We start from the raw sequence: 26356 nt of genomic DNA, 5'->3' as shown, positions 1-26356 counted from the left end.
TTCCCCGCTGGCGGCCTTGGTTTCTCCCCAGCGGCGGCCAGATAGTTTCCCGCCGTGGGGTGGTGTTGGGGTCAGTGCAAGGTTTTGACGCCTTGTCCGGCGGTGGCTTGGTTGAATCGGTAGCTGTCACCCTGGGTGACGACGACGTGGGCGTGGTGCAGGAGTCGGTCGACGGTGGCGGTGGCGAGGGTTTTGGGCATGATCTCGTCGAAGCCGGAGGGGTGCAGGTTCGAGCTGACCGCGAGGCTGCGGCGTTCGTAGGCGGCGTCGACGAGGCGGTAGAACCCTTCGGCGGCGTCCGGGGAGACTGGTAGCAGGCCGATGTCGTCGATGATGATCAGGTCGGTGCGGATCAGTCGGGTCATGGCTCGGGTGACGGAGTCGTCGGGGCGGTGCCGGCGGACCATGACGCCGAGGTCTTCGATGGTGAACCAGGCGACGGTCATGCCGGCTTCGACGGCGGCTTGGCCGAGGGCTTCGCAGAAGTGGCTCTTGCCGGTGCCCGACGGGCCACAGATGGACAGGTTCTCCTTGCGGTGCACCCATTCCAGGCTGCGTAGCGCGTCCTGGGTCGGCCGTGGGATCGACGAGGCTGTCTCGTCCCAGTCGCCGAAGGTCTTGCCGGCGGGGAACGCGGCGCGTTTGCGGCGGGTGCGCAGGTTGGCCTGGTCCCGGCCGGCGGCTTCCTCGGCGAGGAGTACTCGCACGACCTCGGCGGGGTCCCAGCGTTGGGCTTTCGCGGTGGGGATGAGGTCGGCCATGGCTCGGCGCAGGTGCGGCAGTTTCAGGCGGCGGGTGAGCTCGATCGCTTCGGTCAGCGGGTCACCGGCCGTGCCGGTGACCCGCAACGGGGTGATGGTCACTGTTCTCCAGTCGTGCCGAAGGTTGACCAGGCGGAGGTGCCTGGTTGCAGGCTGTGGGTTTCGCTGGCCCGGGTGGGTGGGGTGTCGTCGTCGCGTTGGTGGGCGAGGATGCGGATCAGGTCGTTGTCGGTGAACCGGCCCGCCAAAGCGGCGGTGCCGAGGGCCCGGTCGACGTGGTCGACGCCGTGCAGCTTGGCCAGGGCGACGGCTTCGGCCATCTTGCGTCGGACTCCGCGGATGCCGGCGGCTGCGGCTTCGACCAGCCACGCGGCGGCGCCGGGGCCGAGGGCGAGGAACGCGGCTTCGTCGGCGGTGCGGGCCCGCGGCACCCGCTGCGCGGTGTCGGACTGGCGTGATCGGGGCGGGTAGTGCTCATCTCGGATCGACGGGCGGCCGGGCTGGGCCCGCTGGTGGCGGGCGACCTCGGCCGGACCGTCCTCGCTGACGGCGGTGACGATCAGTTCGTCGCCGTGGAACCGGGCCCAGACCCGGGTGTCGACCAGGTGGTGTGGGACCGAGTAGCGGACTCCGTCGACGGAGATGGTGCAGTCCCAGTTCACTCGGCGGGTGGTGCCGAACGCGACGGTGAACGCCCTTGCCGGCAACGGGTGCAGCCGTGTCCGTTCCTCCAGCAGGGCTTCGGCCGGGCGGCGGCGGGTGTCGCGGTGTAGACGGGCGTTGACCTCGTCGGTGAAGTCGCGGCAGGCCGCTTCGAGCTCTGCGAATGTGCGGTACTGGCCGAGCAGGTTCGCGTTGGTCGGGACCAGGTCCGCCTTGGCGATCTTCACCGTGTTCTCGGCGCCGCCCTTGGACTGCGGGTCCGCCGGCACGCAGGTGCGGATCGTCATCCCGTAATGCCGGGCCACCTGCACGATCTCCGGATTCCTGACCGCGATGTCCGCGACGTGCTCCACCGTGATCGTCTTCTCGTTGTCGGTCAACACATAAGCCGGCACCCCACCCAGGCGCCGCAGGGTGGCGTCCAGGCAGGCCACAACCGTCGGCAGGGTCTTGTCCAGCACCGGGATCACGACCCGGAACCTCGACCAGGGCAGCCACGCGCACCACAACGTGGTCCGCCGGCCGCCGATGCGTGGGCCTTCGCCCCAGTCGAACTGCAGCCACAAACCGGGCTCGGGGATCCACGGGCGGAACACCCGTCGCTGCCCTACCTGCCAGGACTTCTTCACCGCCGCGACCGCCCGGCGGGTGGTGCGTTCCCCGCCGGCGAAGCCCATCGTGGTGATCCGCCGGTGCACCACATCGGCGCGGACCCGGCCACCCGAGCGGGCCACCAACTCCTCGATCTTGTCCATGAACTCGTCGATCGGCCGAGCCCGCTGGGTCCGCTCCTCGGGACTGCGCCCCTCGGCCCGCAACTTCACATACCGGGCCACCGTGTGGTGATCACACCCGGCCAACTCAGCCGCCGCACGGTAACTACCCGTGAGGTCGTACGCCTCCAAGATTTCCACGATCTCCCTGCCGCGTTTCACGCCGCCGACCCTCGCCGACCAGCGTCTCGTCATGATCAGCGGGGAGGTATCTGGCCGTCCACGGGGAGAACCCTGGCCATCAGCGGGGCGGTAAATGGCCGCCTATGGGGATCTTTCACTGGCCGCGCACAAACCAGAAGACGGAGGCACGACCAGCAGACTCACGGAAGCCGTGCGGGACGGCACAACCGGCATCGCGCCCTGTCTGTCCTACGACGAACTACCCGCGACCGGCGCGAGATGATCGTTGCGATCCCTCCAGGGACGATGAGCGACGTCGGTCTCGATCCGCATCCGGGCGCGCATCCGGTGTTGCGATCCCTCCAGGGACGATGAGCGACACGGCACGGTGGCGCTGATGGCGGCCCGCTCCCCGTTGTTGCGATCCCTCCAGGGACGATGAGCGACGGGTTCCGGTCGTGGTCATCACGGGGCCACCCCGCCAACGTTGCGGTCCCTCCAGGGACGATGAGCGACATGCGCCACGTGGTCCGCCAGTTCACCATGACCCGGTCGTTGCGATCCCTCCAGGGACGATGAGCGACGGCTGGTCACGGTCACGGTTGGGGTTGACCGGTGGGGGTTGCGATCCCTCCAGGGACGATGAGCGACACCACCCTCGTCGACAGCTCGATCGTCGTGCCGATGTTGCGATCCCTCCAGGGACGATGAGCGACTCGAACCTTAAGTTGCAGGTCAGGGTAGGTGCCGATGCGCCTGCTGACGCCATTTTTGCAGCGGACCGGCGGTTGTGCATCTGTGCTGGTCAGAGCGCTGACCAAGGTGGGTCCGGTCAGGTGGAACCCCAAGCCGTCCGGGCGCCGCCGGCCAACCTCCGCCCAATTGGACCTTCACTGCCGACGCCGAGGGTGGCAGAACAGCGACGGAGCCGACGCATCCCACCCTGCAGGCGCCGGCCGGACGGTTGCACAGGGGCCCGGATCTTCCTGATGACGATGCGACATTGGTGATCACCGGTGAAGTGACCGTACCCAATCTTCTCTTCTCGGTGAGCGTCGAAACGTGGGCGCTCGGGTTGGCTCTCGTCGTGCGCTCGTGAACTGCCGGCCGGTAGGTGGCGACCTGCATCGCCCCCTCACGAAGCTGGATCATGCCGGCTGGATCAACACCGTGGCAGCCTCTGTCGACTAACCGACAACCCGTCGCGCTGCTGGCGAGGTGAATCGGTGGGCTTGCTGCGTTTTCCTGGCGCGGGATACCAGAACCGTCGTGTTCGGACTGCCCGGACACGCTCGATTTTCGGACGGGACTGTGGTCGGCTGGGTTGATGTGCGGCGGTCGATGGGTGTCCTAGCGTCACCGCTCGTGCGTTTCCTTCACACCTCGGACTGGCATCTGGGTCGTCAGCTGCACGGTCTCAGCCTGCACGATGCCCATCAGGCGTTCGTCGATCACCTGGTGGACGTCGCCCGCAGTGAACGGGTCGATGCGGTGCTTATCGCCGGTGACCTCTACGACCGGGCGGTGCCACCGCCTGACGCTGTCGGTCTGTGGGACCAGGCGCAGACCCGGCTGGTGGTGGAAGCGGGGACCTCGGTGGTGGTCATCGCGGGGAACCATGATTCGCCGGCGCGGTTGGGGGTCGGCTCCCGGTTGTTGGAACGCGCCGGGGTTCACGTGCGGGTGGGCACGGCGGCGGTGGGTACGCCGGTGCTGTTGGAGGACGACGAGACCAGGGTCGCGTGTTACCCGGTGCCGTTCCTTGAGCCCGCTTCGGCGGTGACGGACTGGGCGGTGGAGGAGCGCAGCCATGCGGCGGCGCTGCGTGTCGCGATGGGGAAGGTTCGGTCGGATCTGGCTGTCCGCCCGGGTTACCGGTCTGTGGTGATGGCGCACGCGTTCGTTTCCGGTGGGCAGCAGTGTGACACCGAGCGGGACATCAGCGTGGGTGGTGTGCAGCATGTGCCCGGTGCCGTGTTCGAGGGTGTCGACTACGTCGCGCTCGGGCACCTGCACGGACGTCAGCGGTTGGCCGAGGGGCTTCGGTACAGCGGATCGCCGTTGGCTTTCAGTTTCTCCGAGGCCGCCCACATCAAGTCGTCGTACCTTGTCGATCTGGACGGCGGCGGGTTGTGTGGGGTCGAGGAGGTTCCCGCGCCGGTGCCGAGGCGGATGGCCCGGCTCACCGGCACCGTCGAGGAGTTGCTGAACAGCCCGATCTACGGCGCCTACGAGCAGTGTTGGGTCGAGGCGACGCTCACCGACCGGGTGCGACCGGTGTCGCCGTACGAGCGGCTCAAGCGCCGGTTTCCGCATCTGCTGAAGCTCGTCGTGCCGAGCGTGGCGGTCGAGGTGGGCAGCCGTACTCTCGCCGAGCTCGACCGGTTGGCGCCGGTCGAGGTGGCGCTCGACTTCGTCACCGAGGTCCGGGGTCGGTCCGCCGACGGTGACGAAGTCGCGCTGCTGCATCGTGCCTTCGACGAGTTGCGTCGTGCGGAGGTGACCCGCTGATGCGACTTCACCGGCTGACCATGACCGCGTTCGGACCGTTCCCGCATACGGTCGGCGTCGACTTCGAGGCACTCACGGCTGACGGCTTGTTCCTGATCCACGGTGACACCGGTGCGGGAAAGACCACGATCCTGGACGGGATCTGCTTCGCCCTGTACGGAGCCGTGCCCGGCTTTCGGGACGACGCGAAGTCGTTGCACTCCCACCACGCCGCCGCTGGCGATGGTCCCCGGGTCGAACTCGATGTCACCCTTACCAACAAAAGACTGTTGATCACCCGTACCCCGGAATGGGTTCGTCCCCGCAAACGGGGCACCGGCACCACCCGGGAGACGGCGCACGTCGAGGTCATCGAGCTGATGCCGGACGGTACCCAGTCGTTCGTCACCCGTGACCATCGGGAAGCCGCGGATCTGATCAGGTCGGAGATCGGGCTCGACGTGGACCAGTTCTGCCAGGTGGTGCTGCTGCCGCAGGGCGGCTTTGCCACGTTCCTGCAGGCTTCTCCCGACGACCGGCAGGGAGTGCTGCGGCGTCTGTTCGACATCGAGATCTTCACCCGCGCGGAGGGCTGGCTGGCCGATCACCGCACGCGACTCGGCCAGCGGGAACGGGCCGCCGTCGGTGAGATCCGTGACCTCACGCAGCGTTTCGCCGAAGTGGTGAAGGCCGAGGTGCCCACCGATCTCGACAAGCCCGACAGCCTCGGTGAGGTGGCGGGCTGGGCTTCCGCCCACCGCAAGCGGGTCGGTGAACTGGTCGAGAGGCTCAGCGGGAGCGCGACTGCAGGTGCGGCGGAGGAGAAGCGCCTTGACCAGGTCCGGCAGGCAGCCGCCACGCTGGCCGGGCAGCAACGTGAGCATCGTACGGCGTTGCAGCAGCGCGACGAGCTGCACGACCGCAAGCCGGAGCGCGACCGTTGGAGACGCCAGCTCGACCTCGCCCACGCCGCGGCGGTGCTCAGGCCGTACCTCGACCAGGTCGACCACCGACAGAAGAACCTGGAGTTGTTCCGCCGTAGGACGATCGACCACCTCGTCGCCCTGCCCGCCGACATCGCGGTGCTGCCGGACCGCACGGGGCCGGCCGGCACGGTCAACGTGGCCGATCTCGACCTCGACGCGCTGACCCACGCAGAGCAGAGCCGGGCCGCGCAGCTGCACACCACCCAGGGCGCGATCGACAGTGAGACCCGGCGGACCGCACTCCTGCGTCAGCAGACCACGCTGCGCAAGAAACTCGAAGACCTGGCCCGCCGAAGCGAGAAGGTCAACACGTCGCTCGCCGAGTTGCCCGTCGAGCACGCCGAGATCACCGCCCGGCACGAACAGACCCTCGCGGTGGCCGCCGGCAAGAACGCCGCCGAACTGCTCCTGGCCGACGCCCAGAAGCGCGCCAAGGCGTGCAAACGGCGGGACGACCTCGTCGGACAGCTCACCGCCGCCGAGGAGGAACGGCGTGCCGCCACCGACCGCCACCAGGCCGCGGAGGCCCGACATCTCGACGTACGCCGTCGTCGGCTGGCCGGCATGGCAGCAGAGCTCGCCGGCGAGCTGCAGCCCGGACAGCCCTGCGGGGTCTGCGGCTCTCCGGAGCACCCTGATCCCGCTCGAGCCGCAGCCGACGCCGTCTCCGCCACCGACGAGGACCACGCCAAGGCGCAGGCGGGCATGCGGCTCGACGAACGCCGCGCCGCCGAGGTGACCGCCGAACGGATCGCCACCCAACTCCAGGAGGTCAGCGAGGAGATCGGTGAGCTGACCGCCGTCCAGGCGAAGGCGGCCGTCGCCGAGGCCCGTAAGGCGGTCCGAACGGCGACCGAGGCAGCGAAACTGGCCGACGAACTCGGTGCCCAACTGAAGACCATCACCGTGCTGCTCGACGAACAACACGACGAATCAGCCACCATCGGCCGCGAGGAGTCGGCAGCGACCGCCCACCAGGACGCCCTGACCGGACAGATCACCGAACTCACCGCCACCATCGATGCCGTGCGCGGCGAGGACAAGAGCCTGCGGGTACGGGTGACCCGGCTGACCCAGGAGATCGCCGAGGTCAAGGCCGCCGCTAATCACCTGGGCCAGTGGCAGCAGGCGGCGAAGGAACTCACCGACGCCCGCCTGCAGGCACACCACCACCTGACCATGTCGGAGTTCACCGACGCGGCGGCAGCCCGGAAAGCCGCCCTGGCCGAGGCCGAGATCGTCGAGCTGCAGGAGCGGATCGACACCTTCGACAGCGAGTACCACAAGACCACCGGGCGACTCCAGGATCCCGAACTGCTCGCCGCCGCCCAGCAGCCCGCACCAGACGTCGACGGCAGCGAAACGGCGTACCAGAGTGCCCGGCGACACGCCAGCGACCTGCATGCCCAGCACGAACTCGCCCTCGGTCAACGCGATCGGCTGACGCAGCTGGAACCGGCCCTGGCCGATGCCCTTACCCGCTGGTCACCCCTGCGCGCCGACTACGAGACCGCCAACCGTCTCGCTCAACTCGTCGAGGGCAAGAGCACTGACAGCGGTACCCGGATGACCCTGTCCACCTACGTGCTGACCCACCGGTTCCGGCATGTCGTGACCGCCGCGAACACCCGTCTCGCGCAGGTCACCGCGAACCGTTACCTGCTGCGCCATGTCACCGAGTCGGACACCGGTCGGCGTGCCGGGCGCAACGGGCTCGGCTTGTCCGTTGTCGACGCCTGGACCGGTCAGGATCGCCGTCCGGCTACCCTTTCCGGGGGAGAGACCTTCCTGGTTTCGTTGTGCCTGGCCCTCGGCCTCAGTGACGTCGTCCTGGCCGAGGCCGGCGGTACCCAACTCGGCAGCCTCTTCGTCGACGAGGGATTCGGCACCCTCGACCCTGAGGCCCTGGATGAGGTGCTCGACACCCTCGACGGCCTGCGAGCCGGCGGGCGTACCGTCGGTCTGGTCAGTCACGTCGCCGAACTGCGCAGACGTATTCCGGCGCGTCTTCACGTGCGTAAGACAGCAACCGGTTCGTCCGTCGCGGTCGAGGTCAGCGCGTTCGACTGAGCAAGCTGCGGGTCCCCCGGAAGGCGGCAGCCGGGCCGTCCGTGGCGTACCCGGGGCCGCCGCGCTGCACGGCGCGGAGGGTGACGCACTTCTTCCTGCGTCCCGAACTGCGGGCGTCAGATCATCGCTGTTAGTTAGCCTGTGGGCGTGCGTACGGTCGAGCTGCTCTGTTCGCCGGGGCTGGAGGAGGCGGTGCGGGCGGCGTGGGACCGGCTGGCCGCCGCCGGGCTGCCCAGTCTGGCCCGCAACGTCCACCCCACCAACCGGCCGCACCTGACCCTGGCGGCCGTGGAGGCCTTCCCGCCCGGCGCTGAGGAGCGGATCGCCGCCCTCTGCGCCGCCGTGCTGCCGCTGCCGGTCCGGCTGGACCGGATCGAGGTGCTCGACGGCAGCGCGCCGCTGGTCTGGCTGGTCCGTCCCGGCCCCGAGCTGGTGGCGCTGCACGCCGCGGTCTGGGACGTGCTCGGTGGCCACGAGCGGGGCAATCCGTGGCACCGGCCGGGGCGTTGGGTGCCGCACCTGAGCCTGGCGCTGCGCTTCCGCGACGCTGACCGGCGGCTGGCCCGAGCCGTCGCCGGGGTGGATCGGCCGGGCGGTGAGTTCGTGGCGGCGCGCAGCTACGACGGGGAGAGCCGGACGGTGGCGCTCCTCTCCGGTCCGGCGAGCGCTTACCGGGCGACCGGGCCGGAGCGTCGATGACCGGCGGGGTGCCGGGTAAAGGGGGTGCAGGTGACCGCCCGGCACACGGACGGCACCACCTGGACGGGCACGTAGACGGTACCCGGTGCGGGCTCCTGGACCGTGCTCACCGACGTCGGGGGTTGTGGCGTCAGGCGGGGTCCGGGCGGCCGAGCCGGACCGGCTGTGGCCGCGGGTGTTCCTGAAGGGTCTCGCTCAGCCCTGAAGGTCGGGTCCGGCCGGGTCGGTGCTCTGGTGGTGGGGCTGTTGCCCGTCGGGGTGGTGGGCCGGGGTCAGTTCGGCGGCTCGGGTGCGGGGCGGGTCGCGGTGGGTCGGATGGCGGGGGTCGGCTTCGGTGAGGCCGGGGGTGGGTGTGGTTCCGGCCTCCCGGGTCATGGTGAGGGTTTCGGCCCGCAGGTGCGAGGTGGTGAGGAGTAGATCGACGCCTCGCCTGGTGCCGATGGTCGCTGTGGTCCAGCGGGGAGTCGGTGAGGGGCGGCCCAGCGCGCGTGGGGCGGCTTCGAGGAGGCGTCCCCGGTCGATGGCTTCGCGGCTGCCGGTGTGGACGAGGGCGGCGAGGTCGGGCAGGCGGGCGGCGAGGGCGATGCCGATGGTGCGCCAGTCGGTGGTGTGTTGGCGGTGGAGTTCGGCGGGTTCGGCCCAGGTGCCGTGGGGGCGCAGGTGCTGGCGGAGCCATTGTTCGGTGGCGGCGAGGACGGTGGGGCCGACTCCTGGTTGGGGTGTGTCGAGGCTGCGTAGGTGTTCTGCGGCCTGCGCCGCCTGTCGCCAGGCCGCGGCGGCGGTCGGGGTGGAGTGCAGCGGGGTGCCGCGTGGGGCGCCGAGGCGGATGAGGTAGTCGGCTTCGTAGGTCAGGGCCAGGCCGGTGCGGGTGAGGGTGGTGATGTCGACGGCGGTCAGGTCGCGGTGGTGTTGCATCAGCCAGGTTCGGGCGGCGTCGACGGCGGTGATGGTGTCGCGGGGTTCCTGCAGGGAGGTCCAGCGTTCCGCGACGTCGGTCAGGGGTGGTGGTGCGAGTGCGTGGAGCGGGTGGCGGTCGGCTGGGCCGGTGATGACGCTGTTCGCGGCGTGGTGCAGTGAGATGCTGGTGCGTGCGGCGTCGGTGGCGGCGGTGGCGACGATGGGTTGGCCGCTGCCGGCGAGGTGACCGTCGCGGAGCCAGGTGGCGAGGGGACTGTCGATTTCGCTGGCGGCGCGGGCCAGGCGGGCCAGGGCGGTGAGGTTGGCGCTCCGGTTGATGCCTCGGGCGATGGCCAGGCCGTCGGTGGTGCGCGGCCGGCCGGTGGTGGCGTCGAACTGCAGGCCGAGGATCTCGGCGGCGGTACGGATGTGGTCGGCTGCCCGGCGCAGGGACGTCGCCGCCGGATGCTCGGAGTGGGGTGGCAGCGGCACCATCGACGCGGTGGCGCGGGTGGCCTTGTGGAGTTCCCAGGCGAAGGTGCTTTCCTGCCCGGTGACCATGATGCGGGCCACCTGCCGTTCGAGCCCTCGGTAGAGCTGGGTGCGGGCGATCGCGGCGGCGGCGTGGTCGGTGATGCCGGCGGGTCGTGGGTGCCGCAGGCGCGTCTGGACGTCGGCGAGGGCGGCTGCGGCGTGGTCGAGGTGTTCCCCGTAGGTCATGGGGTTTCGCGGGCGGCCCGGTCCAGGTGCTGGGCGACGGATGCCCACGCGAGTCTGCGCCAGGGCAGTCCGGATTCGCGCTGTGCCGCGGCGGTGTAGAACGCGGCCAGTGCGGCGACCAGAGCGCGGATCCTCGGGCGGGCCTCGGTGATGTTCTGCGGGTCGAGCTGTGGTGGGTCGGCGATAGGTGTCGGGACGTCGTGCAGTTGCTCGGTGAGCCGGCCGAGGCCTTCCCGGATGCTCAGGGCGGCGAATGTCCAGTTGTCCGCGGTGTCGTTGTCGAGGGCGGCGGCTGACATGGCCGACGAGTACGCGACGAGCAGTGCCGTCTGTGCGGCCAGCCCGTCCGGGTCGGCGTCGGTGTGCAGGCCGCGTTCGGCGTCGAGGAGCAGGTGGAGGGTCACGTGCCTACCTTGGGTTCGCGGTGGAATTGCGGGACGGTGCCTATGCCGGGCCTGTCGAGCGGAATCCGGTCGGTCGATTCCACATTAGCCACCGACCGCATGATCATCAAAGGGCGCATGTGACGCTATGACGCATTTCCGCTGCTCGGTGCCGCTCAAGTGGCGATCGAAAGCGACTACGGATAGCCGTATCGATGGACGCACCCAACCCGCCTGTGATGAATTCTCCGGGAACCCGACACACCCTCGAACCGGAGGCGGCGACGGGTAATGGCTCACCCCGCCCAGCTGATTCTCACGCAGTCGTTGAGGCGGCCTCACCACGATGGAGAAATACGTGACCTCGATCCGCAAGACCCATGGCCGGCGCCTCCGGCTGCCGCGTCCCGGCGGGGGAGTCGGCGCGGTGCTGCTCGCCGCCGGTCTCACCGCGTGCGCGCCGACGGCACCGACGACACCGCCGGCCGCCGCCGGCACGTCGGCTGCCAGCTCACCCACCGCGTCGGCCGTACCGCTGCCGTCTGTCACCTACCGCCGGGTCGGTAAGCTGTGCGACGTCCTGGACCTCACCGCGCTCCGGCAGGAGTACGGGACCGTCAGCGACCGGCGGAGTCAGTTCCGGCGGGCCGGCACCGGTACGACCATGATGTGCGCGGTGACCCTCGGGCGACTGCCCGACGGGGCCGTGGTCAACGTGCTGGTGACCGTCGACGGCCCGCGGTCCGGGCAGCGGATGTACGAGGGCCTGCGGGCCGTGCAGCAGGAAACCGGCCCGGTCACCGACGTCACCGGGGTCGGTGCCGCCGCCTACACGTACACCGACGAGCTGACCGGCACCCATGTCGTGACCTACGACAACAACCTGTACCTGAGCATCGTCGCGGCCCCGCTGCGCCTGGAGACCGCCCTGCCCGACGGTGTGGTCGACCGGCTTGCCCGCACCGCCGCCGGCGCGCTGGACCGTCTGCGCAGCTGACGTGCCGGGTCCACGCCGACCCGCGGGCTGTTCCTGTCCGGATCCCTCGAAGTGGAGCCCCGACTGTGCCCTCGAAGACCCTGCCCGCCGTCCTGCCCGGAGGCGGCACCACCGACTACGCCCGTTACCTGCGCACCGACGACCTGCTCGCTCTGCAACGGGGCCCCGCCGAGTGGGTGCATCCGGACGAGTTGATGTTCCAGATCGTGCACCAGAGCGCCGAGCTGTGGCTGAAGCTCGCCCGCACCCACCTGGCCGGGACCCTCACCCACCTCACCACCGGACGGGTGGGGGAGGCCGAACTGTTGCTACGACGCGCCTGCCTGGGCCTGCGCCTGATCACCGACCAGTTGCAGATGCTGCGCCAGCTGCAACCGGCACAGTTCGCGCTCATCCGCACCGTCCTCGGCAACGGCTCAGGATTCGAGTCGCCGGGCTGGCAGCAGCTCAGATCCGCCACCATTGACCTCGACATCGCGTTCACCAGCCTGCTGACCTCGTTGGATGTCACGCCCGCCGGGATCTACCGGGAGCAGCCGTCCGATCCGCTGTACCGGCTCGCCGAGGCACTGGTGGACCTCGACGAACGCATCGCGTCGTGGCGCACCGAGCACTACCAGTTGGCCACCCGCATCATCGGCGCCGACGTCCTGGGCACCCGCGACATGCCGGTGAACGCCCTGGCCACGCTGATCAGCCACCGCCGGTTCCCCAGCCTGTGGCAGGCCCGCACGGAACTGACCGACCACAGCCCCCGGGGACGCCACGGCCACCAGGACCGCCGATGACCACGCCGACGAGCACGCCGGTGACCGCGATCCGGGCCCGGTTCCCCAGCCTGGCCCACACCGTGCACCTGGCCACCTGCAGCATCACCGCCCGCAGCACCGACCTGGACCACGCCCTGACCGCCATGGCCGACGACCTCGCCGGCTGCGGTTTCTGGGCGGCCTGCGAGGAGCAGCTGCGCCACGCCCGGCAACGTTTCGCCCACCTGATCGACGCCCACACAGACCAGGTCATGATCGTGCCCAACGCCCGGATCGCCGCACTCCAAGCCGTGGCCGGCCGCCGGTGGCGCAGCCGTCCCGACCTGCTCGGCAGCTACGCCGAGTTCCCCGGCATCGCCCACGCCTGGCTGGCCCAACAGTCCGGCGGAGCACAGGTCCGCTGGTGCGACACCACCGAGGACGCCTACCTGTCCGCCATCACCACCCGTACCGCGCTGGTGTCCGTACCGGCGGTCACCTACCGCGACGCGATCGGTCTGGACGTCGCCCGCATCGCCAACGCCGCGCACGCCGCCGGCGCCGCGGTCTTCGTCGACGCCTACCAGGCCGCCGGCGTCATGCCCCTGTCCGTCGACACCCTGCGCTGCGACTACCTCGTCGCCGGCACCGGCAAGTACCTGCTCGGCCTACCCGGCCTGGCGTTCCTCTACGCCCGCGACCCCCACCGCATCGGCTTCGAACCCGCCACCGACCACGACCGGCACGCCGCCTTCGACACCGACGTGCCGACCCCGGCATTCCGGTTCACCGCCGGCACCCCCTCGGCCGCCGCGGCCTACACCGCCGCCGCCGGCCTCACCCTGATCGAAACCCTCGACCTCACCCAGGTACGCCGCCACACCCAGCAGCTGATCACCGACGCGGCCCACCGGCTCACCGCACAAGGCGAGACGGTACGCCTCCACCACGACCCCGACCGGCAGGGCGCCCACCTGGCCCTGGTGGTCCCGAACGCCGAAGCGACCGCCACGCACCTGGCCCGTCAGCACATCACCGTGGCACCCCGAGGCGGCGTCGTACGCGTGGCCGTCCACGCCTACACCACCCACGACGACATCACCGCCCTCTGCGACGCCCTCGCCACCAGCCGCACCGGCACCAACAGCCGGCAGCCCACCGGAGCACACCGATGACCGACACCGAACCACTACGACGCTGGCTGACCCGCCGCCCCCTCACCGCCCGACACTTCCCCTACACCGCAGTCATCGCCGCCTACCACCACCACGGCAAACACCACGTACCCGACCGGTGGACCCGACTCCTGCGCACCGCCCGCGACCAGTACCCGAACGTGCCCGGCACGCAAGGCCGGCACCTACGCGCGTTCCTGGCCAACACCCTCGACAAGACCGACGGCCGCTACGCCTACCCGACGTACCTCGCACTGAACCTCCTACCCATGCCCGACCCCGACGACCCACCCGCACCCGCCGCCCGACTCCTCGCCCGCCGCGACCGCCTACACGCCCACCTCCTGGCCGACCTGATCGCCTTCGAACTCGCCGCCACCCACGACCCGTCCACACCCCTGCCCGACCTGCGACCCGACCGCACCCTCACCACCAAACGACTCCGACACGCCACCCGAGCCGCCCTACCCGCCCTGCACCGGCTGCGACTCATCGACCCCCGCACCGCCGACGACCCCCACACCGTGGCGACGCAGATCGCCGCCGCCGTCACCATCGACCGCACCCCCGAGGAACACCTGCTACTGGGGGCCAGCATGCTCCCCGTCTCCACCGTCCACGACGAATGGATGTTCATCCGCATCCTGCAGACCTTCGAGACCACCTTCGCGCTGCTGGCCGTCGACCTGCGCGACATCATCACCGCCACCCGGACCGGCCGAACCCGCACCGCAGCCCTCCGGCTGACCACGGCCGCGAACCTGCTCCGTGAAAGCACCCCACTGTGGTCGGTGATGGCAACCCTGCAACCACAGGCCTTCCACCAGTTCCGACCCCACACCGACGGCGCCAGCGCCATCCAGTCACACCACTACAAACTCGTCGAATCACTCTGCCGCCGACCACACCCCGACCGACGCGACTCCGCCGCCTACCGATCCGTACCCCACGTCCGCACCCGCATCCTCGACGGACAACCCGGCCTGGACGACATCCTCGACCACCTCACCCACACCACAACCGCCGACGACGCCCGCACCCTGGCACCCGCTATGGCCACCTTCGCCACCGCCCTCCGCCAATGGCGCCACACCCACTACCGACTCGCCGTACGGATGCTCGGCACCGACCAACCCGGCACCGGGCACACCCACGGCACCCCCTACCTCGCCGACACCCGCCACCACCCGGTATTCCGCCGCTGCCCCGACGCGGGCCCACCGAACGGCCCCGAGTCGTGACACCCCACCTGCCGCCATCCGTCCCGAACCGGAAACCACCACCGACCATCCGAGACCATCGGATCCAGGTGAACGGCATGACCGAAACCCCAGAACAGACGTACGACACCGGACGGCTCACGGCCCAGTGGCTGTTGCACCACGCACCGGGGAGCACCCCCACCGCGCCACGCCGACTACCGTTGCCCCCGCCGATGCCGTTCACCGGTGACACCGAGACGTTCTTCACCATCACCACCGTCGACAACCGAGGACGCCTCGCCGGCCGATCCCCGGTGCGGCAGATGGACTGGCCACCCGGACAACGACTCGACCTCACCGCAAGACAAGGCATCGTCGCCGCCGTCGCGCGCCCCTCCGGCCGATGGACAGTCACCTCGCAGGGGCACCTACGCCTACCCCAAGGGCTGCGCCACCACCTGCGTCTCCGCCCCGGTGGCCGCGTACTCGTGGCAGCACACCGAACCGACGGCATTCTCCTGGTACACCCGCTCGACCTGCTCGACGCGCTCCTCACCGCCCACGTAGGGAAACTGGGTGGTGCACCGTGAGCGGATCGAGCAGTCAGGGCCCCAACAGCGCCGAGCTGGCCGCCGTCCGGTCACTGATCGCCCGCCTGGGGGTGACCCCCGAACAGCTCCTCGACCCGAACCCGCCGCCGGGCGACATGCCGACCTTCAACGAGTACGTGCCACGCGTGTCCATGGCCGTGTCCGCCCCGACCCGACGCGCCTACGGCACGTACTGGAACCGGGTGTGCCACGCCTGGGGAGACCGCCGCCTCGACGAGCCGACCCCGCTGGAGATCAAACAACTGGTCGAGACCATGAAAGGCCAGGTGGTGACGCGCCGCAACGCCCGCGGAGGCCGCACCGCCACCGAGCATCTCATCTCGGCCCTGCGCTGCCTCTACAGTCACGCCGCAGCCGACGGCCTCATAGCCGAGGACAGGAACCCCGCGCGACGCGTCGCCAAGCCCCGCCGACTGGCCACCACCCGACGCGCCCTCACCGAGCGTCAGCTGGAACTGATCATGGAGGTGGCCGGCACCACCGGCAACGATCCGGACCTCGACACCCTCCTGTTGAGACTGCACATCGAGACCGCGTGCCGACGTGGGGGAGCGCTGCACCTGCGCCCGGTCGATCTCGACGCCGACCATGCCCTGGTCAAACTGAGCGAGAAAGGCGGTACCGTCCGGTGGCAACCCGTGTCCGTCACCCTGGCACGGTGGCTGGCGCAGCATGCCAGCCAGCGGGGCCGAGGTGACCCGCAGGAGCCGCTCCTGAGCTACCGGACCGGCGAGCCGATCACCAGCCGACGCTACGACCACCTGTGGCAACGCTTGGGCAAACACCTACCCTGGGTCGCCGCCCAGCAGATCAGCACCCACTGGCTCCGACACACGACCCTGACCTGGGTGGAGCGCCACTTCGGCTACGCCGTGGCCCGGGAGTACGCCGGCCACGGCGGCAGAGCGGACGCCGGCACCACCAGCACGTACGTCCGGGCCGACGTGTACGAGGTCGCCCGGGCCCTCAGCGCCCTGACCGGCGAACAGCACCCCTTGCTGGCCACGAACAACGACGAGATCCGGACCGCCGGATGATCCACTCGGCGGTCTGCTGGTGAGGTCAGCCGTCCCCTCCAGGGTGATGAGCGACCCGCGGCGATTCGCCGGGTCGTGTTGCGATCCCTCCGGGAGTGATGAGCGACCTGAGCATGGCGACCTTGGCTCTTGAACTGACCGATCCGTTGCGATCCCTCCAGGAGCGATGAGCGACAACGGCTGCTGCCGGAGTACGAGTGGCTGGTGTACGCGTTGCGATCCCTCCAGGGGTGATGAGCGACACCAGGTCGCCCCGCTCGACGATGAGTCGGGTACGGCGTTGCGATTCCTCCAGGGGTGATGAGCGACGTCATCGCCGACCCGCCGTTGTCCCACGTCACCCCCCGGTTGCGATTCCTCCAGGGGTGATGAGCGACGGGTACCGGGCTCGCCGGGGCAGGTGAGGTCAGTGCGTTGCGATTCCTCCAGGGGTGATGAGCGACCCGGCCAGGGCCACGGCCAGCGGCGCGAGCACGGCCAGTTGCGATTCCTCCAGGGGTGATGAGCGACGGGGTGGGTGGTGCAGTCGGCCCCGTGAGTGCAGTGTTGCGATTCCTCCAGGGGTGATGAGCGACCCGAGTCTTAAGTCGCAGGTCGGAGCGGCTTTCTCCACCCGGATTCGGGCAGATTCTGCAGCGGACCGCCGGTCGTGCATCAGTGCAGGTCAGAGTACCGAATCCAGGTAACCCTTGGTACGCCCGAGAACGACGACCATCCCGTCGGCACCGCCGAGCAAGAGCAACATCGAGCACGGGCGCCTGAAGCCTAGACAAGAACCGACGTAGATACCGGGCCTCTCGCAAAGCATCTGGCCCAGCAGCACAGGAGCGTCTCCGGTCCCCATCTGGCGGGGTTGACCCCGGCTGGCCATCCCTACCGCACCGCCGGTGCCCGCCCTTAACCCACCAATTTCAGGCGAAGCCGACAAGGATCTGTATCGCTCATCGCCCCTGGAGGATCGTGACTGGTCCGGCATCTTCTGTCAGTGAAGGAGGGGCTCCAGTAGGCCGACTCGCGGGCTATCGAGTGGGCCACAGTCGGAGCAGGTAGCGCTCGAGGCAAGGGCGTTCACCTGGTTCATCGAGTCGTTTCGTGTCCTGGAGGAGCTTCTGACGAGCGTTGTGGGCTTCCTGCCGGCCGTGGTGATGAACTTCGATGGCGTAGGTGCCGGGCCCTGATGGTGGGTCGATGCCGTCGAAAGCATCGCCGGCGGGAGCGCTGAGTACGAGCTGTCCCGTGGGGCTCTGCAGCCGAAACACCGACGTCGGTGACCACGTGGCGTCTCGGTCCGGCAGGCCTGGTCTCGCGTCCCAGATCTCGATGGTGACCGCCACCGGTAGCAGGTCTTGGGCGACCTTGACGTACAGCTCGTAGCCGGTACACGCGGCAACGTCGCGAATGGCGGTCCCGATCGCCTCGCCGGCCCCGACTCCTGCGTCACTGTCGATGTCTCGTAGCGTGAACAGCTGGTAGTCCGGCCGGAAGGCCACCGCGCGGATGAACGCTTTCGAAGGCATTGTCTCCGTTTATTCTGGTTGTAGGAGTGCCGGCCTCGGAAGCGAACTTGCCGGGACCGGAGGTTGCTCCGGCCGGAATCGGGCGTACCCGATCAGCTCTCGCGCCCGCGTCAACCCGACCGTGAGGGTCTGCTGCACCGATCATGCTCGATCGATGTGGGCAGCAGCGCAGTTTGTTTCAGGATCTTCCAGGAGCGGGGCGCAGGGATCGGCTGCCTTGAGGTCAGGTGTTGTTGCGGTAGTCGCGGGGTGGGGTGCCGGTGTGGTGGTGGAAGGCGCGGGTGAAGTCGGCGGGGCGGGTGTAGCCGCAGCGGCGGGCGATGGTGGCGATGGTGAGGTGGGTGAGGTGGGGGTCGGTGAGGTGGTGGCGGGCCTTGTCGAGGCGGCGGGTGCGGATGTGAGTGGCGACGGTGTCGGGGTGGTGTCGTTGGAAGATGCGGTGGAGGTAGCGCAGGGAGATCTGGTGGGCGGCGGCGATGGTGGTGGGTCGTAGGTGGGGGTCGTGCAGGTTGTCGTCGATGAAGGCGATGATGCGCAGGTAGAGGGTGTGGGTGGTGGAGCGGAGTGGGGGGTTGCGGTGGTCGAGGTGGTGGGCGAGGACGGCGGTGGTCAGGTCGACGACGACGGTCTCCAGGCGGAGGGCGTCGGGTGGGGTGTAGGGGGTTCGGTTGTCGGTGAGTGTGGTGAGGAAGGTGGCCAGGAGCCGGGCGATGCCGTCGGATCCGGGTGTCAGTGAGGTGCCGCAGAGGGCGGCGACCTGGTCGGCGGGCAGGGGGAGCATTCTCCTGGGGAACTGCAGGAGCACCGTCTGGGCCGGGGTGGTGGCGCTGACGACGGCTTCGAAGGGCCGGGAGCTGTCGTAGATGACGAGGTCCCCGCGCTGGAACACGGCGCTGGTGCCGTTCTGCTCGATGCCCTGCCGACCGGCCCGGATGAGAGCGAACTGGTAGGACTCCGGGTCGGACCGGCGGATGTCCTTGGGTGAGCGCCGTGACGACAGCGAGGCGTAGACCATCGAGGCCACCTGCGCCTGGCCGAGGGGCAGGACGCTGAGGCGGGCGGTGAAGGCCTCCGGGTCGGGGCTGTGGATCGTCGTCGGCATCAGGGAACCGTCGGCGACGTCCCACCAGGCATCCAGGCGCTCCCGGACCGGAATCGTGGCACTGTCGAACACATTGATCATGGCCCCCGCCCCCCCAACGTGGATCCAGCGTAGCGAGCTATCCGTCGATGTGCACTCCCTGCGTACAGCCGTGCGTCCAGAGCTAACGACAGGGCAGCTTCTTTGGCTAAAGATTTATAAACGAGACAAGCTCCCGGAAAAACTTCTGAAGGGATTGAAAATGATCAACTGATCAGGGGGCGAGGGGGTGCACGGTAGGCGCTTGGACTTCTGCACTTTCTAGTGCGGTCATAGGTGTTATCGAGTCTGGCGTCTCGTGTCTTGTGGAAGTGATTACTTCGACGGGTGAGGGGTTTCTGGTGAGGTTGCGTTCCAGAGTTAGGCGACTAGGTCGTGTTTCGTAGGGCGGCGTTGTTGGGGCGTGGCGGTGGTCGCTAATGGGAGAGGTCTCCGGTAGTTGGTTCAGCGACCAAGCTGGAACTTCACACCGGAGACCTCGTGCCGAGCGTAGCGGCAGCGAGGCGACATGACCTGACCGACGTGCAGTGGGCGGTCCTCGAGCCGTTGCTGCCTGCGGGAACGGGTCATGCTCGGCCGCGCAGATGGACCATGAGACTGATCATCGACGGGATCCGCTGGCGGGTCCGGACCGGATCACCATGGCGGGACGTGCCCGCGTCCTACCCGCCGTGGCAGACCTTGTACCGGTGGTTCCGGCGCTGGCAGCGCGACGGCGTCTGGGCGCAGATCCTCACCTCGTTGCAGGCCATGGCGGACGCGGCGGGGTTGATCGGCTGGACGGTGAGCGTGGACTCGACCATCAGCCGCGCCCACCAGCACGCCGCTGGGGCCCGCCGTGACGGGCAGGCGCAGAAGGAGCCACCCGGTGGTGTGCAGACCGAGCCGGCAGATCACGGCCTCGGCCGGTCAAGGGGCGGCTGGACCACCAAGACCCATCTGGCCTGCGAGCAGGGCCGCAAACTGATGGCCATGGTGGTGACCGCCGGACAACACGGCGACAGCCCACAGTTCATCCCCGTACTGGCCAAACTACGTGTCCCCCGCGCCGGTGGCGCCCGGCCCCGGACCCGCCCCGACATGGTGCTGGCCGACAAGGCGTACACGTCCAAAGCCAACCGAGCCCACCTACGATCCCGGGGCATCCGAGCGTGCATCCCGAGCAAGGCCGACCAGGACGCGCACCGCAAGGCCAAAGGGTCCAAAGGCGGACGTCCACCCGCCTTCGACCCCGAGGTCTACCGCCTGCGTCACGCCGTGGAGTGCGGCATCAACCAGCTCAAACAACACCGCGCCATGGCCACCAGATACGACAAACTCGCCGTGCGCTACGAAGCCACCCTCACCATCGCCGCCATCAACCAATGGCTCCGCGCACTACGAAACACGGCCTAGGAGTCGTGTTCTCGATCATGTTAGTGGCTCCTTTGAGTTTCACCGTTCCTGCCTCGGCGAACATCCGCATGAGTGAGGCCGCAGTTTCTGCAGAGGCGGCTTGCGTCCACTTCGTCCGCTGGGGCACAAGTGGTGTGTGGCGGACTGTCACTGTGCGCAACTCCTGTGGCTCGAAGAAGTGCTACCGGGTTGATGTGCCTGGTGTCGGCGACCCGCTGAAGAGCGTTGCGGCCTATGCCACTGAGACGGACGAGTACATCGGCACGATCCTGCCCCAAGGGCGAGGAATCTACGAAGCAAGCTGCTAGTAGCTGTTGCTTAGCACTGCAGTTTGCGGCATTGATGGCCGGGATGACCGTTTCGCAGCCAGCTTTTGCGGCGACGTGCTCGCTGAACGTCGCCAAGCCGTGGTTGTCGTACGGGTCGATCTCCGCCGGGGCCAATGTGAGCATGGATTGCGCCCCGGGAGGCTACGTAGTGGCCTTGGAGAAGAAGGAACTTCTCCAGTGGAGCACGAAGGTGTCCTCCTCGCCGTTCTACTCCGGTGGGGGATCGTCAGTGGGCATCAAATGCAGCTCCGGGACATGGAGGGCGACTCTGTACAAGGGTGTTGGTCAAGTCGCCTAGTCGGCGACCGTGAACATCACCTGCTGACTGCGGTGTTCAGTATTAGCGAATAACAGCGTCTCCGTTCTAGTTCGCTAAAACCTCGTCGTCGCGCCGGGGTGCTAGGGGTCTTGCCTGTGGCGGTCAGAGCCACGACTTGGCCGTCACAGGTCACCCCCACCTGGCCGACCGAGGAGCGCTTGAATATGTGCGGACGATGCCGTGGCCAGCATAGGTTCAGTCCATCGTTATTTGTGGAAGTTGGAAGGAATCTGTCCCGCCACGATTCGCCCTGTGGCATCACGCATCACGCGAAGCCTCATCAGCAGGGCTCAGGCATCAGGCCCACGTCGAGCCCGCAAGCGTCGATGAGTCCGCCGATTTCAAGCTGCCTTCGGCCTCGAGAAGCATATGGAAGGTCATGTTTCACCTCATGTCGTAGAACGAGTTCGGTCAACCGGGCACGTATATCGCCGGAATGGGATGCGGGTGTCGTGATCCCACGGCGCTTGGTGCCGTCCACATTAGCTGGCAGTCGCTTCGTGATCCAAGTGCAGACGTCGTAGGCGGGGTTCCTGACGGCATGTTTCTGCTGCTCGGGCACGTATCAGTCAGGGTCGAATGCAGCTATGGTTGGCCGTATTGGTGGACGGCCTCCATCTGCCCGTGATGAATTTCCTGTGTCCGGACGAGCCTCCGATACGGGGATCAGCAGATGGGCACCGCTGCGTCTGCCCACCGCCATGCCGGACGGCATCGTCGAGCATCTCGCCCGAACGGCGTCCGGCGTGCTGGATGGGAGGAAGAAGCGGTCAACTTCGACGCTGCTCTGAGCCCTGGGCTGCCCGGTGCTTGCGTTGCCGGGCAGCCGACCCATCGTCGATAGGATGCCGCCGTGATTCGTGAGATGCGCTTCGTCGTGTCGGTGCCGGATGAGGTTTCGGCCTTTGCCGTCGCCGAAAAGCTGGCCGAGCGCGGCCACCTGCTGGTCGCGGTACGGGAGGTGCCGACCAACCCGCTGGAGGGTCGCTTCGCCGGTTGGTGGCGAGTCCACTCGCTGGCCGTGGACCCGCCCTACGAGGGTCCGCTGGAGGTCTCACCGGCCGAGAAGAAGGCCATTACGGCCATTGCCTGGAAGTACGGCGGGCAGGTCAACTCGGCGTGCGGCCAGTTTCCGGACAAGGCGATCGAGCGCTTCTCCCGGGAGGGCCTGGCGCACGAGCTCGACCGGGCCGAGGCCGACCGGATCCGCGCGGAGCTCGTCGGCGTGCAGACAGCTGCCGCGCCGTCTCTGCCCGCGCCTGCCGGACTCAAGTGCGGTGGTTTCCGTCGTCCTGCCGCTGATCTTCGTGCGGCCGCCGAGGTGGTGCCTTTCGAGGGCCGCACCTTCGACGGTGTGGGCGACCTGATCGCGGCGATCGTGGACGACGCGTTCCCGCAGGGCTCGGTGGTGCCCGCCGCCCCGGGGGCGGTGCCGCGGCTGGCCGCGTTGTCGGGTGCCGACGGGGTGAGCGACTTCTACCGGGCGATGGCGCTCATGGTGCTGTTCCAGATGAGCACCGCGGGTCGGCGGCGGCTGGCCCATCAAGCGGACGCCCCGGAAGACGGCGGCACCGAGACGCCCGCGGAGACGGCGACCCGGGCCGCCGTCGCGGCGGCGCTGCCCGGTCTCGCAGTGGGCCGCAGCGAACTGGCCGAGTTCCTCCTCGCCGGGCTGTCCGCGGCCACGCGGGAGGCGGGGGCCGGAATGCCGGCCGGCCTGGAGCGGATCGCCGGGCGGTACGCGGGCACCGCTCGCATCCCGGTGGTGAACCTGATCCGGGCCGTGGCCGACGGCGCCGAAGAGCCCATCCGGAGCGCCACCGCAGCGGTGGTGGCGGCCCTGCCCGAGGTAGTTGACGGCCTGCAGAGTACAAAGGCCACGGTCGAGGGGCGGGCACTCGACACGCTCGATACCGTGCTGCAGTGGGAGCTGGACAACGCTCGGCTGTCCAAGCTGGGCTCGGTTTTCAGCCCCCGCTGATGACCGCCGACCCACGCCGTTGGGGCGGTTGAACAACGCTGGCGACCCGCGAGGCCGCAGCCGCCTACGATGTGTCCCGCGTCGCCGTGGACGATGCGGTCGCGGTGACCCCCGCAGCCGGTCACCATCGGCGCTTCTAACTTCAGCCTCGCGAATCGGACACAGTCACGGCGTTGCCAGGGCCCTGCCCCGTTTACCCCCCGAGCACCCCTTGAGCGGGTAGGGACTGGCTGAGCGGACATCTACTGGAGAGGCGTGTTGCCGCCGAGTGTGTAGTGGTCGCGGGTGGTCAGGTGATGTGGTGGTGGAGGTGGTAGTGGTGCCACCAGCTTGGTCGGTGTTTGCGGATTGTGCCGGCGGTTCGGGTCAAGAGTAGGTGGTTGCCGTCTTGGACGAGGGCCGCGTCCTCGGTCCGTCTGGTCAGGATCCGGGCCACGGCTGCTGCCATGTTGCGGATGCCCTTGTCGGCGAGGTCGTCGGTGCGCATGTCGAAGCTGATGTCGGTGTACTGCTCGGGTTCCCATTCCCAGTAGGTGTCGTTGTCGTCTTCGGCGTCGTAGTAGCCGTGGTGTCCGGAGGTGATGCTGATCAGGTATCCGAGTTCGGCGTAGAGGTCGGCGCTGAGGAGGCGGTTGCCGGCTGGTGCGGTTGTTTCGGTGGCGTGGGGGGCGGCGAGGTCCGCCACCTGTTGCAGGGGGATGTCGCCTGCCAGCGTCAGCCGGTAGCTGATGCTCATCGTGTCTGTTCTCCTTGTCCCGGCACGATCTGGATGATCGCACCCTGTCGGGTCACGGCCGCGACTTCCTTCAGGCCGGGTACGGGCCAGTCGTGGAACTGTTGTGGCCGGAGCGCACCGGGTAGCGGACGGTCGCTTCGGGGAGACGGCGGCAGCCTGCTATCTGCGGTCCACCGCGTAGGGGATGACGGTGCGTCGGTTCTCGTCGATGAGTAGGCCGCCGGCGGCGGGGGGTCGCGCGCGTTGGGCGCAGTCGCGGCGTTCGCAGATGCGGCAGCCGAGGCCGATCGGGGTGGCGGTGCGGGGGTCGTCGAGGGTGATGCCGTCGCTGTAGACGAGCCGGTGGGCGTGGCGTAGTTCGCAGCCGAGGGCGACGGCGAAGGTGCTGCGCGGGCTGTGGTGTCCGCGCCCGCCGTGGGTGACGGTGCGGGCGATCCAGAAGTAGCGTTTACCGTCGGGCATCTCGGCGACCTGGGTGAGGATCCGTCCGGGGGCGGCGAACGCCTCGTAGATGATCCACAGGGGGCAGGTGCCGCCGAAGCGGGAGAAGTGGAAGTCGGTCGCGGACTGTCGTTTCGAGATGTTCCCGGCGCGGTCGACGCGCAGGAAGGAGAACGGCACTCCACGGCGGGTCGGTCGTTGCAGGGTGCTGAGCCGGTGGCAGACGGTTTCGAAGCTGACGCCGTACTGGCCGGCTAGGCCGTGTTTCGTAGGGCGGCGTTGTTGGGGCGTGGCGGTGGTCGCTAATGGGAGAGGTCTCCGGTAGTTGGTTCAGCGACCAAGCTGGAACTTCACACCGGAGACCTCGTGCCGAGCGTAGCGGCAGCGAGGCGACATGACCTGACCGACGTGCAGTGGGCGGTCCTCGAGCCGTTGCTGCCTGCGGGAACGGGTCATGCTCGGCCGCGCAGATGGACCATGAGAGTGATCATCGACGGGATCCGGTGGCGGGTCCGGACCGGATCACCATGGCGGGACGTGCCCGCGTCCTACCCGCCGTGGCAGACCTTGTACCGGTGGTTCCGGCGCTGGCAGCGCGACGGCGTCTGGGCGCAGATCCTCACCTCGTTGCAGGCCATGGCGGACGCGGCGGGGTTGATCGGCTGGACGGTGAGCGTGGACTCGACCATCAGCCGTGCCCACCAGCACGCCGCTGGGGCCCGCCGTGACGGGCAGGCGCAGAAGGAGCCACCCGGTGGTGTGCAGACCGAGCCGGCAGATCACGGCCTCGGCCGGTCAAGGGGCGGCTGGACCACCAAGACCCATCTGGCCTGCGAGCAGGGCCGCAAACTGATGGCCATGGTGGTGACCGCCGGACAACACGGCGACAGCCCACAGTTCATCCCCGTACTGGCCAAACTACGTGTCCCCCGCGCCGGTGGCGGCCGGCCCCGGACCCGCCCCGACATGGTGCTGGCCGACAAGGCGTACACGTCCAAAGCCAACCGAGCCCACCTACGATCCCGGGGCATCCGAGCGTGCATCCCGAGCAAGGCCGACCAGGACGCGCACCGCAAGGCCAAAGGGTCCAAAGGCGGACGTCCACCCGCCTTCGACCCCGAGGTCTACCGCCTGCGTCACGCCGTGGAGTGCGGCATCAACCAGCTCAAACACCACCGCGCCATGGCCACCAGATACGACAAACTCGCCGTGCGCTACGAAGCCACCCTCACCATCGCCGCCATCAACCAATGGCTCCGCGCACTACGAAACACAGCCTAGCAGCTCGACGTCGTAGCGCAGTTGTTCGGCCTGGCGGTGGATGTCGGTGTAGGGCATCAGCAGTGCGCCCGCGTAGTAGTTGCCGAGGCCGATGCGGGCCAGCGCGTTTGCCGGCGGCGAGGTGAGGCCGGCCGCCAGCTCGCCGATCCGGTCGCCGTGTTCGAGGAATGCCAGCTGCGTGGCCATCTGGAAGGCGCGTTGGCCGTCGGTGTGGTCGGCGGCCAGGTGGAGCACGCGACTGTCGGGGTCGTACCGGCGTGACTCGGCGGTGGGAGCCGTGACGACCACTCCGACGCCGTGTTGGTCGCGCAGGTGTCGGCCGAGCGTCTCGGTTGCCCGGGCGGGCGTCAGTCGTAGTCGGCCGGCGAGCTGCTCGGCGGCGGTGTCCAGCGGGTCGAAGTGGTTGTAGTGCTCGTAGAAGAAGTCGCGTACCGCGTCGTGCGGCTCACCGAGCAGTGGCGGGTTGCCGGTGGGTCCGGCGAGGGCGGCGACCCGTCCGGCGGCGTCCTGGTAGCGCTGGTGCAGGGCGACCAGGGCGCGCGCGGCAGCCGGATAGTCGCGGACGAGTTCGACGACCTCGACCGGGTCGATGTTCACGCCGCTCGCCTCGTCGGCCAGCGCGGTGCGCACGTCGGCACCGAGTCGCTCGGCATCGGTGTCGGCGAAGTGTTCCGGATCGACGCCGAGGACCTTGGCCAGGCGCAACAGGATGGGCGCGGTGAGCGTGCGTTGGCTGTTCTCGATCTGGTTGAGGTAGCTGGTGGAGATGTCCAGGCGGCGGGCGAGTTCGGCCTGGGTGAGGCCCTGCTCGCGGCGGAGCCGGCGCAGTTTGGCGTACGCGTAGAGCTTCTTGTCCGCCGTCACTCGTCACCTCCTCGCG

The 26356-nt window shown here is 68.8% G+C and carries 22 protein-coding genes and 2 CRISPR repeat arrays; of the genes, 13 read left to right on the top strand and 9 right to left on the bottom strand.

Annotation, left to right across the window (positions count from 1 at the left end; translation table 11 throughout):
* Positions 1-71: 71 nt before the first annotated feature.
* Positions 72-863 carry an IS21-like element helper ATPase IstB gene (istB, locus tag ACN28G_RS14725; protein WP_421478111.1) on the bottom strand — a complete coding sequence of 264 codons (792 nt, stop codon included), beginning with the start codon at positions 861-863 and terminating at the stop codon, positions 72-74.
* Positions 860-2359 carry an IS21 family transposase gene (gene istA, locus ACN28G_RS14720; RefSeq protein ID WP_421478112.1) on the bottom strand — a complete coding sequence of 500 codons (1500 nt, stop codon included), beginning with the start codon at positions 2357-2359 and terminating at the stop codon, positions 860-862. Before istA ends, istB begins: the two co-directional genes overlap by 4 nt.
* Before the next feature lie 246 nt (positions 2360-2605).
* Positions 2606-3036: a CRISPR direct-repeat array (repeat unit 30 nt; unit sequence GTTGCGATCCCTCCAGGGACGATGAGCGAC).
* A gap of 649 nt (positions 3037-3685) precedes the next feature.
* Between istA and ACN28G_RS14715 the strand changes: the two genes are divergently transcribed.
* The 3 genes from ACN28G_RS14715 to ACN28G_RS14705 all read left to right on the top strand — a co-directional run bounded on the left by ACN28G_RS14715 (position 3686) and on the right by ACN28G_RS14705 (position 8565).
* Positions 3686-4831 carry an exonuclease SbcCD subunit D gene (locus ACN28G_RS14715; RefSeq protein WP_421479402.1) on the top strand — a complete coding sequence of 382 codons (1146 nt, stop codon included), beginning with the start codon at positions 3686-3688 and terminating at the stop codon, positions 4829-4831.
* On the top strand, positions 4831-7866 hold the full coding sequence (locus tag ACN28G_RS14710) for an AAA family ATPase (protein WP_421479401.1): 3036 nt from the start codon (positions 4831-4833) through the stop codon (positions 7864-7866). The genes ACN28G_RS14715 and ACN28G_RS14710 overlap by 1 nt, the downstream gene beginning before the upstream one ends.
* A gap of 147 nt (positions 7867-8013) precedes the next feature.
* On the top strand, positions 8014-8565 hold the full coding sequence (locus ACN28G_RS14705; protein ID WP_421479400.1) for a 2'-5' RNA ligase family protein: 552 nt from the start codon (positions 8014-8016) through the stop codon (positions 8563-8565).
* Between the two features lie 195 nt (positions 8566-8760).
* On the opposite strand, the gene ACN28G_RS14700 is transcribed toward ACN28G_RS14705, so the two are convergent.
* Positions 8761-10182 (bottom strand): hypothetical protein, encoded by a 1422-nt coding sequence (locus ACN28G_RS14700; protein WP_421479399.1) that lies wholly within the window; start codon positions 10180-10182, stop codon positions 8761-8763.
* Positions 10179-10586, bottom strand: a complete 408-nt coding sequence (locus ACN28G_RS14695) for a hypothetical protein (protein WP_421479398.1) — start codon at positions 10584-10586, stop codon at positions 10179-10181. The genes ACN28G_RS14700 and ACN28G_RS14695 overlap by 4 nt, the downstream gene beginning before the upstream one ends.
* A gap of 325 nt (positions 10587-10911) precedes the next feature.
* Here ACN28G_RS14695 and ACN28G_RS14690 point away from each other — a divergent pair, with 325 nt between their 5' ends.
* From ACN28G_RS14690 to ACN28G_RS14665, 6 genes are all read left to right on the top strand, one after another.
* Positions 10912-11562: a hypothetical protein gene (locus ACN28G_RS14690; RefSeq protein WP_421479397.1), complete on the top strand. Its 651-nt coding sequence runs from the start codon at positions 10912-10914 to the stop codon at positions 11560-11562.
* A 65-nt stretch (positions 11563-11627) separates the two neighbouring features.
* Positions 11628-12350, top strand: a complete 723-nt coding sequence (locus ACN28G_RS14685) for a tryptophan 2,3-dioxygenase family protein (RefSeq protein ID WP_421479396.1) — start codon at positions 11628-11630, stop codon at positions 12348-12350.
* On the top strand, positions 12347-13486 hold the full coding sequence (locus tag ACN28G_RS14680) for an aminotransferase class V-fold PLP-dependent enzyme (RefSeq protein ID WP_421479395.1): 1140 nt from the start codon (positions 12347-12349) through the stop codon (positions 13484-13486). The genes ACN28G_RS14685 and ACN28G_RS14680 overlap by 4 nt, the downstream gene beginning before the upstream one ends.
* Complete coding sequence (locus ACN28G_RS14675; protein WP_421479394.1) at positions 13483-14727, top strand: tryptophan 2,3-dioxygenase family protein; 1245 nt, start codon at positions 13483-13485, stop codon at positions 14725-14727. Before ACN28G_RS14680 ends, ACN28G_RS14675 begins: the two co-directional genes overlap by 4 nt.
* 77 nt (positions 14728-14804) lie before the next feature.
* The gene (locus tag ACN28G_RS14670; protein ID WP_421479393.1) at positions 14805-15278 is read left to right on the top strand and encodes a hypothetical protein; all 474 of its coding nucleotides are present in this window, start codon (positions 14805-14807) and stop codon (positions 15276-15278) included.
* Positions 15275-16336: a tyrosine-type recombinase/integrase gene (locus ACN28G_RS14665; RefSeq protein ID WP_421479392.1), complete on the top strand. Its 1062-nt coding sequence runs from the start codon at positions 15275-15277 to the stop codon at positions 16334-16336. Before ACN28G_RS14670 ends, ACN28G_RS14665 begins: the two co-directional genes overlap by 4 nt.
* Positions 16337-16413: 77 nt before the next feature.
* Positions 16414-16911: a CRISPR direct-repeat array (repeat unit 30 nt; unit sequence GTTGCGATTCCTCCAGGGGTGATGAGCGAC).
* A 444-nt stretch (positions 16912-17355) separates the two neighbouring features.
* Here ACN28G_RS14665 and ACN28G_RS14660 read toward each other — a convergent pair.
* Positions 17356-17853 carry a hypothetical protein gene (locus tag ACN28G_RS14660; RefSeq protein ID WP_421479391.1) on the bottom strand — a complete coding sequence of 166 codons (498 nt, stop codon included), beginning with the start codon at positions 17851-17853 and terminating at the stop codon, positions 17356-17358.
* Between the two features lie 223 nt (positions 17854-18076).
* Positions 18077-19036, bottom strand: coding sequence for a helix-turn-helix domain-containing protein (locus tag ACN28G_RS14655; protein ID WP_421479390.1), 960 nt, complete (start codon positions 19034-19036; stop codon positions 18077-18079).
* Positions 19037-19474: 438 nt separating this feature from the next.
* Between ACN28G_RS14655 and ACN28G_RS14650 the strand changes: the two genes are divergently transcribed.
* The 3 genes from ACN28G_RS14650 (at position 19475) to ACN28G_RS14640 (ending at position 23018) form a co-directional block, all read left to right on the top strand.
* Complete coding sequence (locus ACN28G_RS14650; RefSeq protein ID WP_421479389.1) at positions 19475-20389, top strand: IS5 family transposase; 915 nt, start codon at positions 19475-19477, stop codon at positions 20387-20389.
* A 5-nt stretch (positions 20390-20394) separates the two neighbouring features.
* The gene (locus ACN28G_RS14645; protein ID WP_421479388.1) at positions 20395-20697 is read left to right on the top strand and encodes a hypothetical protein; all 303 of its coding nucleotides are present in this window, start codon (positions 20395-20397) and stop codon (positions 20695-20697) included.
* A 1193-nt stretch (positions 20698-21890) separates the two neighbouring features.
* Positions 21891-23018 (top strand): hypothetical protein, encoded by a 1128-nt coding sequence (locus ACN28G_RS14640; RefSeq protein ID WP_421479387.1) that lies wholly within the window; start codon positions 21891-21893, stop codon positions 23016-23018.
* A 289-nt stretch (positions 23019-23307) separates the two neighbouring features.
* Here ACN28G_RS14640 and ACN28G_RS14635 read toward each other — a convergent pair whose 3' ends face one another.
* The gene (locus ACN28G_RS14635) at positions 23308-23754 is read right to left on the bottom strand and encodes a SitI3 family protein (RefSeq protein ID WP_421479386.1); all 447 of its coding nucleotides are present in this window, start codon (positions 23752-23754) and stop codon (positions 23308-23310) included.
* Positions 23755-23913: 159 nt separating this feature from the next.
* Positions 23914-24375 (bottom strand): DUF2083 domain-containing protein, encoded by a 462-nt coding sequence (locus tag ACN28G_RS14630; protein WP_421479385.1) that lies wholly within the window; start codon positions 24373-24375, stop codon positions 23914-23916.
* Between the two features lie 186 nt (positions 24376-24561).
* Between ACN28G_RS14630 and ACN28G_RS14625 the strand changes: the two genes are divergently transcribed.
* Entirely contained in the window at positions 24562-25476 is a 915-nt protein-coding gene (locus ACN28G_RS14625; protein WP_421478084.1) for an IS5 family transposase, read from the top strand.
* Here the strand turns inward: ACN28G_RS14625 and ACN28G_RS14620 are convergent.
* Positions 25459-26340 (bottom strand): helix-turn-helix domain-containing protein, encoded by an 882-nt coding sequence (locus tag ACN28G_RS14620; RefSeq protein WP_421479384.1) that lies wholly within the window; start codon positions 26338-26340, stop codon positions 25459-25461. The two genes, ACN28G_RS14625 and ACN28G_RS14620, sit on opposite strands and share 18 nt — an antisense overlap.
* Positions 26341-26356: the final 16 nt, after the last annotated feature.

It is taken from the genome of Micromonospora sp. WMMA1923, from assembly GCF_049179195.1.
Taxonomy (GTDB): Bacteria; Actinomycetota; Actinomycetes; order Mycobacteriales; family Micromonosporaceae; genus Micromonospora; species Micromonospora yangpuensis.
The sequence above is the reverse complement of the archived record's forward strand: the minus strand, read 5'-3'. Positions and strand labels throughout refer to the sequence as shown.